Source organism: Exiguobacterium sp. s56, assembly GCF_018618255.1.
Taxonomy (GTDB): Bacteria; Bacillota; Bacilli; order Exiguobacteriales; family Exiguobacteriaceae; genus Exiguobacterium; species Exiguobacterium chiriqhucha.
The window spans coordinates 57,670-71,151 of sequence record NZ_JACSLR010000007.1 but is presented as its reverse complement, the minus strand read 5'-3'; the positions used below and the strand labels follow the sequence as shown (position 1 = coordinate 71,151).

Genomic DNA, 13,482 nt, shown 5'->3' with positions numbered 1-13,482 from the left:
GGTCTCGAAGGATTTCCCTCTACAAACTGCGCGGAATGGGTCATAATAAAGAAAAAAGGGAAGGGGTGTTCGCCTAAATGACGGTCACTTTTCACGTCGGGCGTTCCGGGAGCGGAAAAAGCGAATGGATGACGAAACAAGTCATCGAAGAGCTGAAGCGTGACCCGAGCGGACCGACCATCTATATGCTCGTCCCAGACCAAATGTCGTTTGAAATGGAACGGAAGATGGCGATGACCGACGGCTTGAACGGGTCGACCCGGATTCAAGTCTTATCGATGCGCCGTCTCGCCTTTTTGATGATGCGCGACCGTGGCGTCGCGACCGAACAGTTTTTGGACCAGACGGGGACACATTTGCTGTTGCGCCGTGTCGTCGAGATGAACGAGGAACGCTTGACCTTGTTCCGCCGGACGATGAATCAGTTCGGTTTCTATGAGGAATTGAATGCGTTGATCACGCTACTCAAACGAGGACTCGTCGATCCGGAGCAGTTGCTCCGCTTGAGCGAACAAGACCAACACCGTTCGCTGAAACTGCAGGACCTGTCCATCCTGTATGAAGGTTTCTTGACGATGACAGCGGGGAAATCGCTGCACGCCGAAGATTACTTTAACGTGCTGCTGCAACTGTTACCGGACATCGACTTGACCGGGACCCGGTTTTACGTCGATGGGTTCAATGAATTTTCCGAGCAGGAGCTGGCAGTGCTGGTCGCTTTGGCGGAGAAGGCGCCGCTCGATGTCCTGTTGACGATCGACCCGGATTCGCTCTACCGGCCCCATCCGTCGTTCGGACCGACACAGCGTACGCTCATGCGCTTCAAAGAGCTGGTATCCGAACGGGGTATCTCGTCGAGTGACACGCCTCATACGGGTGCGCCTCGCTTCCAACATCCGAGCTTGGCCTATCTCGAGGCCACGTTCGGGCAAGTGACGGCAGCCCCGTATACCCGTCCCGATTCGAACGTCGTGTTACACGCGGCCGTCGACCGGTCGGTGGAAGTCGAGGCCGCCGTCCGTGAAGTCGTGCGTCTCGTTCGTGAGGAAGGCTTCCGTTACCGCGATATCGCGTTCGTGTCCCGTTCGCTTGAAGCGTACGGCGATTTGGCGACGCAGGCGCTACAAAAAATGAACTTGCCGTTCTTCCTCGATGAGCGACAACCGATGCTCGATCATCCGGTCGTCGAATTACTGAAGGCGACGATTGAAGTCGCACTCCGTGGATACCGGGAAGAGCCGGTGTTTCGCGCACTGAAGACGGAATTGATTCTGCTCGATGAGGAGCATCGACGCACATCGGTCGACCGGCTCGAGGCGTTCGTGATTGAACGGGGGATTAAACATTACCATTGGCATGACGCGTGGTACTTGAAACGTCGTGCCGAGGAAGAGGCACGGTTGACCGGGGAAGAACTCGACGTAGAGACGGCGCTCAATCGCTATCGGCAAACCGTCGTCGACACGTTCGACCCGTTGTTGGATGACTTGAAGGCAGCGAAGACGATGCAGGCTTACACGCATGCCATCTACGCATTCTTGGAACGAGTCGGCGTGGCGTCCTGTCTTGCCCATTGGCGAGATGAGGCGCTCGAAGAGGCACGCTTGCTCGAGGCGCGCGAACATACGCAAGTATGGGACGCGGTGTTGCACTTGCTCGAACAGCTAGAGGCGGCCGCACCGGACGAGACGCTTTCGACCGAGCTGTTCCTCCAAATGATGGACACCGGGCTCGATAGTCTGCGCTATGCGCTCGTCCCGCCTTCTTTGGATCAATTGACGGTCACCGATTATGTCCGGGGCCGGTTGCTTGATAAGAAAGTCGTCTTCCTGCTCGGAGCGAACGAAGATCAAATCCCGCTCGTCTCGACCCAGTCGAAACTATTGACCGACCAGGACCTCGACTTCATGCACGAGAACGGCGTCCGGGCCGGGAAAGCGACCGAGCACTTGTTTGACGATGAGACGTACTATTTGTATAAGGCGCTCACTGCACCGAGTCATCGGCTGTTCGTCAGCTACGCCCTCGTCGACCGCGCCGGCAAGGCGATTCAGCCGGCCAGCTTCATCGCGGACCTGAAGGCGCGGCTTGGCGGTGGCAAGGTCGTGACGACCCACTTCGCAGAAGCCGGGGAACATCGCCCGAGCGACCAGTTGTCGTTCATCACGAACGTGAATCAGACGGCAGCGGTCACGGCGCTCGAATTACAGCGGCTCAGTCGCCACTACCCGATTCAAGACACGTGGTTCACGGTATATAACGAGCTGTTGAAACATCCGGAAGGCCGCGAGCGGATCCGGTTATTGACGAGCGCGCTCTTCTATCAAAACGTGCCCAAGCCGTTACCGGAAGACGTCGCCAAGTCGCTGTACACGAACTCGATTCGGGCGAGCGTCTCGCGGCTGGAGACGTTCCAAGCCTGTCCGTACCGTCACTTCGCCAGTTACGGCCTTCGTTTAAAAGAGCGCCGTTTGTATCGCTTAGAGGCGCCAGATATCGGCAACTTGTATCATCGCACCATCGAGCACATGTCGCAGACCGTGCAGATGGAAGGGAAAGAATGGCGTGATGTGAGCCGGGAGGAATGTTCTTCTCTCGCTGAGGCGGCCGTCGAGCTCGTCACACCAGAGATTCAAAACGCGATTTTGATGAGTTCGAACCGGTATGGCTATTTGAAGAAGAAATTGACCGACGTCGTCAGCAAGACGGCGGAAGTGTTAATCGAGCAGTCGAAACGAGACGGGTTCGATCCGGTCGCCTTTGAGCTCGCTTTCGGCAGCGGCAATTTCCCGCCGGTATCGTTCACGCTCAGTAACGGGGCGACGTGCGAACTCGTCGGTCGGATTGACCGGGTCGATACGGCTTCGATTCACGACCAATTGTATGTTCGGATCGTCGATTACAAGTCGAGTAAACGAGAGATCGACTTCGCCGAGATTTATTACGGGCTCGCGATGCAGATGCTCATCTATTTGAAAGTGTTGATTGAGCAGGCGAACGCCTGGACGCAAGAGAACGTCGCCCCAGCGGCCGCGCTCTATTTCCACGTCCATCGCCCGCTCGTCGCTCCGGCCGAGACGGATACCGACACCGAACGCAAGGTGCTCGAGTCGTATCAGATGCAAGGGTTGCTCGTCGATGATCCGGCCATTTTAGAGATGATGGACCGGACGGCGAAACTCGACCAGAAAAAATCAATCGTCATCCCGGTCAAGTACAAGAAAGACGGGACGCTCGATGCGAACACGACGAAAAAAGTCGTCTCGCCACCGCAACTCGAACAGTTGATGGACCATGCCATCGATTTGGCCCAATCGAGCGCCGAGGCGATGTATGACGGTGAAATCGGGGTCGAACCGTATGAGTATAAAGAACGCCGGCCATGCCAGACGTGCCCGTTCCAAAGTGTCTGTCACTTTGATGAGGCGTTGTCCAACGAGGCACGGCAATTGAAAAAGCTAGAAAAAGATGACGTCTTGTCAAGATTAGGAGGTGACGTCGATGCAGTGGACGAATGACCAACAAGCGGCCATTGATGCCAGAGGATCGCACGTGCTCGTCTCGGCGGCAGCCGGTTCCGGCAAGACGGCAGTCCTCGTGGAACGACTTGCGAGCCGTCTCTTGGATGAGACGGACGAACTGACGGCCGACCGCATGCTCGTGGTCACATTCACGAATGCGGCCGCGGCCGAGATGAAGCGGCGAATCGCCAAAGCGCTCGATCAAGCGCTTCGTGACGACCCGGAGAACGCATATATTCGCAAACAACGCCAAATGCTCAACCGAGCACTCATCACGACGATTCACTCGTTCTGTCTCGAGGTGATTCGAGAGAATTACTATTTGCTCGACCTCGACCCGGCGTTCAAAATCGCTGAAGAGCGTGATTTGGTGCTCTTGCAGGACGATGTGCTCGAAGACGTGCTCGAAGACGCTTATGGCGCACAAGACCAAGCGTTCTTCGCCTTGATTGACGCCTATACGTCCGACCGCGGGGACAGTGAGATTGAGGAGTTGATTCTCGGACTTTATCACTATGCGCGAACACTGCCTGACCCGGAAGCCTATCTGGATGAGCTCGTCTCGTTATATCAATTTGACGGGGACCCGGACGATGAGCAATTGCTGATCGAATTCGGTCACCTGCTTTGGGTAGACATCGAGAAAGCGTTGCGTCAACTTCGTCGCGTCGCCATCGAGCTTCGGCTCGCCGGTTATGAGGCGCAATCCGAGAACGTGCAACAGGCGATTTTGCCGTTCGCGAACCTTGATCCGGACTCGTTCAAGTGGAGCGAGCTCGAGACGGCTTCCCGCGCCGTCAAATTCGGGACGATGAAATCCGTCCAAAAGAAAGACGAACATCATGTCTACCACACGGTGTTGAAACCGGCCTACGACCAGGCGAAGAAGAAGTTGAGCGAAGCGACCGCACAGGCCGGCACGAGCGGAGCGGACTATTTAGAGGTCTTGATGACGCAACGTCCGCTCGTCGAGACGCTCGTCAAGACCGTCCGGACGTTCGGTGCTGCCTATGAGCAGGCGAAGCGGGACCGCGCTTTCGTCGATTTCAGCGACCTTGAACATTATGCGCTCGCGATTTTGCGCGACGGGGACGGACCGTCCTCGGTCGCATCGCTCTATAAACAGCGCTTCGCCGAAGTGTTGATCGATGAGTATCAAGATACGAACGAGATCCAAGAAACGATTATCGGACTCGTCAGCCACGAAGCCGAACACGTCGGCAACTTGTTCATGGTCGGCGATATCAAACAATCGATTTATCGGTTCCGCCATGCCGAGCCGCGTCTGTTCATCGAAAAGGCGACCCGGTTCAAACAAGGTGGTTCGGGACAACGGATCGACCTGTCCCAAAACTTCAGGAGCCGGGCCGAAGTGCTCCATGGCATCAACGACTTGTTCGTCCGGTTGATGGACGAGGAAGTAAGTGAGATCGAATACGATGAGGCGGCCCGACTCGTGCCAGGCCGGGCGTATGAGGAGCTCGAGGCGAGACCTGAGCTGATTCTCGTCAATGGTGAGAGTCGTGATCTCTCGAAACAAGAGCTCGAAGGACGCGCCATCGCGACCCGGATTTTAGAACTTGTCTCGGGCGAGGAACCGTTCAAAGTGACCGATGAGGCGACCGGCTTGCTGCGGTCGTGCGAATATCGCGATATCGTCATCTTGGTCCGCTCAAAAAAAGAGCGCGTCGAACAGCTGATGGATATTTTGACACAGTACAACATCCCGGCCTATACCGATTCAGACGGCGGCTATTTCCAGGCGACCGAGATTCGCATGATGCTCGCCGTGTTGAAACTGATTGACAATCCGCTTCAAGACATCCCGCTCGCGGGAGCGCTCCGTTCACCGATGTTCGGCTTCAGTGACCAAGAACTGGCCAAGATTCGTCTTGAATCGGAGGACTCGTTCTTCGAGGCGCTCAAAGCGAAAGCGGACGATGAGGATGACCTCGGTCTGAAGTGCGGCGATGTGCTCGACGCGTTGTCAGCGTGGCGCACGTTCGCACGGAACCATAGTTTGTCGGAGCTGATTCAACAAGTGTTCAACGACACCGGCTTCTACGATTTCGCCGGTGGCTTGCCAGGTGGGAAAGGACGCCAAGAAAACTTGAAGGCGCTCTATGATCGGGCCCTGTCCTATGAACGGAGCGGATACCGCGGTTTGTATCGCTTCCTCCGCGTGATGGACCGACTGCAAGATAACGGTGAGGATTTGTCAGAGGCGCGTTCGCTCGGCGAAGAAGAGAACGTCGTCCGAATCATGACGGTCCATAAGTCGAAAGGACTGGAATTCCCGGTCACGATCGTCGCCCAGCTTGGAAAGCAGTTCAATAAACGCGACCAAATGCAGCGCGTCATCTTCCATAAACGGTATGGCATCTCGCTCGACGCCATCGATGTCGTCACCCGGACGAAGACGGAGACGTTCGTCAAAGAGATGATTCGCCGCGATCTCGATGCCACGATGAAAGCCGAAGAGATGCGCGTCCTGTATGTCGCCCTCACCCGTGCCAAAGAGAAATTGATTTTGGTCGGGACGATTAAAGAACCGGGGAAACAGATTCAGCAGTGGCTGCACGTCGAGCAGACCGGGACGACGTTATCGGCCGAGTCGCGTCGTGACGCGAAGACATATCTCGATTGGGTCGCTCCGGCACTCCTGAAACTTGAAGGGGCTGCCTCGTTCTTAGAACAACAGGGCTTGCCGGTTATCGCTCCGCAACAAGAAGCGACACCGTGGACGTATCGCATCATCGGTGAGGGAGATTTGGCAGAAGTCGCCACGCTCCAAGAGATGATGGCGCAGCTCCATCACGTCAAACAGTTCGAGGCGATCGATTTTCCGGTGAAAGACGAAGCGAACGTCAGTGAGTTCGTCCACAAGGCGTTCGCCTACGCCTATCCGGCACAGGCTGCGACGGAGACAGCGGCCAAACAAACGGTGACCGAATTGAAGCGGGCGCTCCAACTTGAACAGGCGGCGTTCGAAGAGACGTACCGGGCGACGGACACTCCGTATCGAGAACCAAAATGGAAGCAATCTCAGCAGACAGGAGCCGAACGGGGGACAACGCTACATCTCGTCTTCCAATTGATCGACCCGTCCGAGCCGCTCGATGTCCAAATCGACCGCTGGGAAGCGGAAAGCATGCTCAGCCCGGTCGAGGCCGAAACGGCACGGCTTGCGAGTCCTGAAATCGAGGCGTTCTTTGCCTCGGAAACGGGACGCGCGTTGACAGCAGCGCTTCAAACTGGGACAGGTTGGCGTGAGCTACCATTCACGTACACGGTCCCGGCCGAGCGAGTCAATCCAACGGGGATGTTCACCGACGAGCACGTGCTGATCCAAGGGATTATCGATTGTCTGTTTTATGACGGAGAGACGTATGTACTTCTCGATTATAAATCGGACTCTGTGCTTTTCTCGAGCGGTTCCCGTGACGCGGCAAAACAAATGTTACGTGACCGCTATCACGTCCAACTCTCGCTTTATCGTGAGGCGATTGAGGCGATTTGGGGAATCACGGTCGGGCAGATGCTCATTTATTCGCTCGAATTGCAGGAAATTGTTGTATTATAATGTAGACGTTGTGTAGAAAAAGGGGTACGGTTATACACCGTACACCCTTATTTTTTGTGATTACGAACTGAATCCGTTAAAATAATGGAATGGGATAAAAAATGGAGGAATCGTCATGGTAAAAATTTTACTAGCAGAAGATGAAGAAGTATTACGCATGCTTGTTTTAGATACATTAGAAGATGAAGGATATGACATTGATGAAGCGCCAGACGGCCTTGAAGCCTATCGGCTAATCGAACAGAACGAGTACGACCTCGTGATTGTCGACCATATGATGCCAGGCATGACCGGTCTTGAGGTCATTGAGAAAGTACGAAAACTGCCAGGACGCCAACATACGAAAGTGATGATGCTCACGGCGAAGAGCCAACAATCTGATCGTGATTGCGCGAATGAGATTGGCGTCGACTACTTTATTTCGAAGCCGTTCAGTCCACTTGAATTGGTGAAGATTATAGGAGGCATCGTGAATTGAACAGATGGTTTAAACAAAAACTCGGGCGCGACCTCATGGTCGTCCTCTACTCGTTCCTCGCGCTCGCGCTCGTCGGCTCGATTTTCATGTATATGTACATGGAAGAACGTGTCGCGGAGAGCGAACGACGGCTACAAGACGTCGATCAACGCATCGAACGTCTGAATACGCTTTGGGACGACTGGCAAGGCGTCCAATATGAGGCTCGAGGTTATCTCGTCTTTGGTGATACGGAGGCGCTCGAGCGGGCTAAAGAGAAAGAGAACGAGTTCCAACAAGAAATAAACTGGTTCAAGAGCGTCGTCCAGACGAAGCAAGGTGAGATTTTCGCGGAGGACTTGCAAGAGTTTCATGACTTCTATTTCGGTGTCATCCTTCCGGTGACGACGGAGTACGGTCAATTGCGGGCAGAAGGTGAAATCACCGAGAAGACCATCGACCCAGAGACGGTGTTGGCGTTGCCGACAGCCCAGCGTTTGATTGAACAGGGCGTCGTCCCGTACAGCCCAGAGCGCGGGATTGATACGCTCGGACCGATTCAACAGATTGAGACATCATTGTCAGATTATAAATCTTTGATGAATAGCGAGAAACAAAAAGTGTACGATGCTTGGAAGTTGAATAACGACATTCTTCAGTTCTTGTGGATTGCGAGCATTTTGTCGTTCGCGGCCTTGATTTTATTGTTCATCCAACCGTTCTTGCGCCGTCAAACGCGTTTGATTTCACGTCTCTCGATCGCATCGGACCGTCTGCTTAAAGGCGAGATCGTCGATTTGAGCGACCAGATGGAGCGTGAAGATGAGATTGGGACGATGTCACGGTCGTTCAACAAAATGGCCGAGACGCTTCGTGACAACGAACGTCACTTGATTGAGAAGAACCACGAGTTGCAAGCGCAACAAGAAGAGTTGATTGCTCAACAAGAAGAGCTTCAAGCGCAACAGCAAGAGCTTGAAGAGATCTTGGAGCAGACGCAACAGAACGAGCAACACTTGGCTTATCGTAACGAATTGACCGAGACGCTCGCGGCCCGCGATTCGCTCACGGCCTATCCAGAAATTATCGAGAAGCTCGTCGCCATCACCGACTCAGAAGTCGGCGCGCTCGTCTTCGTCGATGCGACAGGTTCATTCTCGATCACGAGCCACGGCTTGAACGAGACGCTCACGCGTCAATTGCTCGATAGCGAGAATTCGGTCTTGACGCGGGCGATGACACTGCGGACGACCGTCCATTCGTCGAAACAAGTCGCGAGCGACCATCCGCTCCCGTATCCATACTATATGTATGAGACGGCCGTGCCGGTCCATGATCCGACGGATGACTCGATTATCGCGTTCATCTATCTCGTTCGTTATAAAGACCGCTTCACGCAGACACAGATGGGCGACATCATGTCGTTCGCCCGTCAGTTGTCGCTCTCACTTCTCCGGATGCGTCTGTTTGAAGAGATGACCCGTGAGAAAGGGAAGACGGAACGGATTCTCGACTCGATTCGCGAGGCGGTCATTTACGTCGAACACTCGACCGATGACGTCTTCGTCAACCGTCCGCTCTATGAGATGTTCCCTGAGCTTGACGACATCACGTCGAGCGAACTCGCGGAACTATCATGGAACGAATGGCGCGAGACGATTTCAACGACAGTCGATCAAGAAGACGATTTCTTGAAGTATACCGATCGTTTGTTCACGGACGACTTCCCGCATGACAGCGTGAGTTTCTCGATTCGTAAAGGGGAGATGAACCTACAGATGTATGCGGAACGCATCGTCGTCGGCGGGTTATCGAAAGGAACGTTACTCGTCTTCCGTGACATCACGAGCGAGACCGAGGCGGAGCGCTTGAAGAGCGAGTTCATCTCGACCATCTCCCATGAATTACGGACCCCGCTCTCTTCGATTTATGGGTTCACCGAGCTCATGGTCAAGAAGCAGTTGCCGAACGAGAAGCAAGCGAAATACTTGCAGACGATTCATGCCGAGACGGAGCGCTTGACGCATCTCGTCAACGACTTCCTTGACGTACAACGGATGGAAGCCGGCAGTCAAATGTATGACCGCGAACAGCTCGACGTCGAGCCGGTCATTCGCGATATGATGACGTTCTATGAGGCGTCATCGTTGAAACATCAGTTCGAACTCGTCACAGCCGATGATCGCCCGTATGAACTGTTCGCCGACTGTCAGAAGTTCAAACAGTTGATGAGTAACTTGCTCTCGAACGCCGTGAAGTATTCGCCGCGTGGCGGGAAAATCACAGTCGAACTGGCCCATCACGACCAATCCATTTCGATTAAAGTGAAAGACCAAGGAATCGGGATTCCGAGCGATGCGCTCGACCGACTCTTCGACAAATTCTATCGTGTCGACAATTCGGACAGCCGTGAAATCGGCGGTACCGGACTCGGCCTTCCGATCTGTCAGGAGATCGTCCGCGGTCACGCCGGTCAGATTCATGTCGAGTCGGTGCAGCATCAAGGCTCGACGTTCACGGTCGTCATTCCAAGTTATGAATACGCCGTCCGTGAACAAGAAACGACGACAGCTTAATCACGTCAGCAACGCAAGGCGCCTATCGATCATTGAACTGCTCCCCGTCAAGTAGACAGTGTAAATAATGAAAACCAACCTAGGCGGCTTGAGACCTGTATTCGACAGGGCTCAGGCCGTTTAGTCGTTTCTGGAAACGGTCGTGGTTGTAGAACGCTATGTAGTTCTCGATTGCCTTCGTCAGTTCGCTATAGGCCTGGAACTCACGCAAATAGTACATCTCCACTTTCAGGGTGCCCCAGAAACTCTCGATTGGGGCGTTGTCGATACAGCGTCCCACGCGGGACATGCTGTGGGTCAGTCCCGCGTCCTCTACCATGCGTTTGAACCCTCTCGAGGTGTATTGGCACCCTCGGTCGCTATGGATCATCAGACTCGCTCCTGTACGTAGACCCGCGATGGCTGGCATCATCGTTTTAAAGACGAGCCCGTTGTTGTTGGACTTCCCGACACGATAGGCGACGATCGAGCCGTCGTACAGGTCGATAATCGCGCTAAGGTACGCCTTCTTCCCGGCACCGTATTTGAACTCGGTGACGTCGGTGCACCATTTCTCGTCCGGCCGGGCCGCGCTGAACTCTCGGTTCATCAAGTTCTCGGCCACATGCTGTGGCGTTGACTTCTTATGTTTCCTCCGCTTCCGGCGGATGATCGATTGAATCCCATGGCTATGCATCAAACGATAGATTCGCTTTTCATTGAACGGGGACAAGCTTTGTTGCCGGCGCAGCCGATTGATGGTCATCGTGATCCGACGGTACCCGTATGTCCCGTTCGCCTGATCATAGAGTAGACGGATGTCCTCCAGGAGCTTCTCGTTCTCTTCTTGACGCACCGATATGGTGCGATTCAACCATTTGTAATAGGCCGCCCGTGAGATGCCGGCGACCCGGCAGAGGAGCACAATCGAGAGGGCTTCCTCTTCGTTCAATTCTTTGATGGCGATATATCTTTGCTGTAGCCGTACCTGGCTGATCACGACCTCCTCTCGATCTCCTCTAACTTTTTTAGGAACAGGTTGTCCGCACGAAGAAGTTCGTTCTCAAGCTCCATTTGCTGGATACGACGTTTCAGCTTCTCTTCTTCACTTAGTTCATCCTCTGGTTTCGTACGCCCACGGCGGTCTAGGAGCGCTTCTGCCCCGGTCGTGTCATACTTCTTGACCCAGCCATAGACCTGGGCATAGGATACCTGATATTGTTCCGCGGTCTGCTGGTAGTTGCGACCATTCTCCAAACAGTATTTCACGATCTCAAAGCGCTCTTCAAATGTAGTTTTTCTTCCTTTTGTCATAGCTAGACCCATCCCTTTTCTCGAATCTGTTAACTCGCTATGACTAGTATACTTCCTAATCCATCTGTGAAGAACAGACCAGTGACTGATTTGATGTTTGGAGAGTGTCTCTAGTTTAGTGAGACCACCGAGATAGTCACGGACCGCCGCAATCTTCTGTTCCTTGGTGTAGGGCTTCCATGTCCTCGATTGCTTCAACGCGTCAATACCGCCGGTATCGAATTTTACTTTCCATAACTGAAGGGTGTCCATAGAGACGTCATGTGCCTCCCTGATTTCCTTCCAGGTATATGTGCCTTGATCCATCATGCGCAGCGCGCTCAGTTTTTGTTCGATCGTATGTCGACTTCTCGTCATAAAAAAACACTCCCCAATCAGATAAACAGATTTGTTATTTCATCTGTCTACTTATTGGGGAGCATATCACATCGATGGGGCGCCTTTTTGGTGGAAGCGAAGATTTTTCAATCACCCGCTTGACCGTAAAGCGAGCGACTCGTGTACAATAGAGATTGTACATAATGGAAAGGGGGACTTTGAATGCCATTGACTGCATTCCTACACACGCACGTCACGAGCTGGATTTTACTACTCGTCTTGTTCGCTGTCGCCTACGTCGGCTACAAGAACGCGAACAAGAGCGGGAAGATTGCCCACATGGTGTTTCGACTCATGTTGCTCGTCGCGTTCGGCACAGGACTTTATTTGTATTTACAATTGAACGGTGGCGGCATGTTCTACCACGTGAAAATCACGGTCGGACTGCTCACGCTCATCTTCGGTGAGATGACGCTCATTCGTGTGAAGAAGAAAAAACCAGCGAACGCGATGTTCGGCGGTTTCGTCGTTCTTGCACTCGTGACGATTTTCATCGGCTATGCGTTGCCATACGGACAGTCGTTCTTCAGCAACTTTATTTAAGGTTGATTCCCATTCCGCACATCGGAGTGGGATTTTTTTGTTTGTCCGTAAATTATTAGGGGAAAATAAAAAAATCAGTGATAACGACGATGAGGTGAAATGATGGAACAACAAATGAATGAATGGTCACGCGTCTTGCACGCGCGAAGATGGATGAAACAAACGGAATCATTCCTGCCACTTTGGCACGGGTATATCGGCTATAAATATGGATTGTTCGATGCGCTTCAAGGCGGGGCCAGCTTTGCGGAGATGACGCTTCGCTTGAAGCAACCGTTGACGAAGCTCGCGCTCGAGCGTTGGCTCGACGTAGGGGTCGCCGTTCGTCATTTGAAGAAGAAAGGGTGGCGCTACTTCCCGACACGCAGTTTGAAATATCAATTGTCGCATGAGGATGAGCGCAGTATCGGTTTCATGTTGCAAGAGATGATGGAGCTGCATATCCCGGCGCTCATCGCGTACCCTGACTTTTTAGAGTCGGGCAAGCAGAAGACGTTCGATGGGGCGACCCATGGACAAGTCGTCGCCCAGACGTCGACGCTCGTCGAGACGGTCGCGTTCCCGGTCGTCCAACAGTTGTTGCGTCAAGCCGACGTCAAGACGATGCTCGATATCGGATGCGGACACGGCGGGTACTTACGAAAACTGCATGGCCTCGAACCGGGATGGAAGTTGACCGGGATCGACCTAGAAGAGGACGTCATCGCTGAAGCCCGTGAGCAGGACGAGTCGGGTGACATTCGTTACGAAGTGGCCGATTTCATGGAATGGGATCATGATGACCGGTTTGATGCCGTCATGATGAACAACATGCTCTATTACTTCTCGCCAGAAAAACGAATCGAATTGCTCGAACGGATGCTCGAGAACCTCGAGGCGTCCGGTGTCGCCGTCCTCGTCACTCCGCTCGCAGAGACGCCGCTCGGCTCTCGGTTTGCCTCGGCGTTCAATGCGTTCATGACCCTCCACGACAACTTGCATCCGTTACCGACAATTCGAGAGTTGCGCCGTCAAATGCAGCAAGTCGGCTTTGAAAATATTCGCTTTATCCCATTCATCCCGGAAGGATCATGGTATATCGTCATTGCCGAGCGCGGCAATTGACACATGGCGGACACACGACGAGCCGAT

General features: G+C 53.6%; 7 protein-coding genes. 6 read left to right on the top strand and 1 reads right to left on the bottom strand.

Annotation, left to right across the window (positions count from 1 at the left end):
- The first annotated feature begins 77 nt into the window (after nucleotides 1–77).
- The 4 genes from addB (at nucleotide 78) to KNP71_RS08395 (ending at nucleotide 10,137) form a co-directional block, all read left to right on the top strand.
- Nucleotides 78–3,518, top strand: a complete 3,441-nt coding sequence (addB, locus tag KNP71_RS08410) for a helicase-exonuclease AddAB subunit AddB (protein WP_029595959.1) — start codon at nucleotides 78–80, stop codon at nucleotides 3,516–3,518.
- Complete coding sequence (addA, locus tag KNP71_RS08405; protein ID WP_214830462.1) at nucleotides 3,502–7,104, top strand: helicase-exonuclease AddAB subunit AddA; 3,603 nt, start codon at nucleotides 3,502–3,504, stop codon at nucleotides 7,102–7,104. The genes addB and addA overlap by 17 nt, the downstream gene beginning before the upstream one ends.
- Before the next feature lie 115 nt (nucleotides 7,105–7,219).
- Nucleotides 7,220–7,582: a response regulator gene (locus KNP71_RS08400; RefSeq protein ID WP_021066686.1), complete on the top strand. Its 363-nt coding sequence runs from the start codon at nucleotides 7,220–7,222 to the stop codon at nucleotides 7,580–7,582.
- The gene (locus tag KNP71_RS08395) at nucleotides 7,579–10,137 is read left to right on the top strand and encodes a sensor histidine kinase (RefSeq protein ID WP_214830460.1); all 2,559 of its coding nucleotides are present in this window, start codon (nucleotides 7,579–7,581) and stop codon (nucleotides 10,135–10,137) included. The genes KNP71_RS08400 and KNP71_RS08395 overlap by 4 nt, the downstream gene beginning before the upstream one ends.
- Nucleotides 10,138–10,216: 79 nt before the next feature.
- Here the strand turns inward: KNP71_RS08395 and KNP71_RS08390 are convergent.
- Nucleotides 10,217–11,787 (bottom strand): IS3 family transposase gene (locus tag KNP71_RS08390; RefSeq protein ID WP_125317986.1). Its coding sequence is split into 2 segments (ribosomal slippage): nucleotides 10,217–11,148 and nucleotides 11,148–11,787, totalling 1,572 coding nucleotides; the frame shifts between segments, so codons are not numbered across the junction.
- A 183-nt stretch (nucleotides 11,788–11,970) separates the two neighbouring features.
- Here KNP71_RS08390 and KNP71_RS08385 point away from each other — a divergent pair.
- A complete protein-coding gene (locus KNP71_RS08385) occupies nucleotides 11,971–12,351 on the top strand; it encodes a YisL family protein (protein ID WP_029595956.1) in 381 nt (126 codons plus the stop codon).
- Between the two features lie 102 nt (nucleotides 12,352–12,453).
- Nucleotides 12,454–13,455, top strand: coding sequence for a class I SAM-dependent methyltransferase (locus KNP71_RS08380; protein ID WP_214830458.1), 1,002 nt, complete (start codon nucleotides 12,454–12,456; stop codon nucleotides 13,453–13,455).
- The last annotated feature ends 27 nt before the right edge of the window (nucleotides 13,456–13,482 follow it).

Coding starts and splice junctions, on each gene's coding strand:
- KNP71_RS08400 (WP_021066686.1), top strand. CDS start 7,220: ATGGTAAAAATTTTACTAGCAGAAGATGAAGAAGTATTACGCATGCTT.
- addB (WP_029595959.1), top strand. CDS start 78: ATGACGGTCACTTTTCACGTCGGGCGTTCCGGGAGCGGAAAAAGCGAA.
- addA (WP_214830462.1), top strand. CDS start 3,502: ATGCAGTGGACGAATGACCAACAAGCGGCCATTGATGCCAGAGGATCG.
- KNP71_RS08380 (WP_214830458.1), top strand. CDS start 12,454: ATGGAACAACAAATGAATGAATGGTCACGCGTCTTGCACGCGCGAAGA.
- KNP71_RS08385 (WP_029595956.1), top strand. CDS start 11,971: ATGCCATTGACTGCATTCCTACACACGCACGTCACGAGCTGGATTTTA.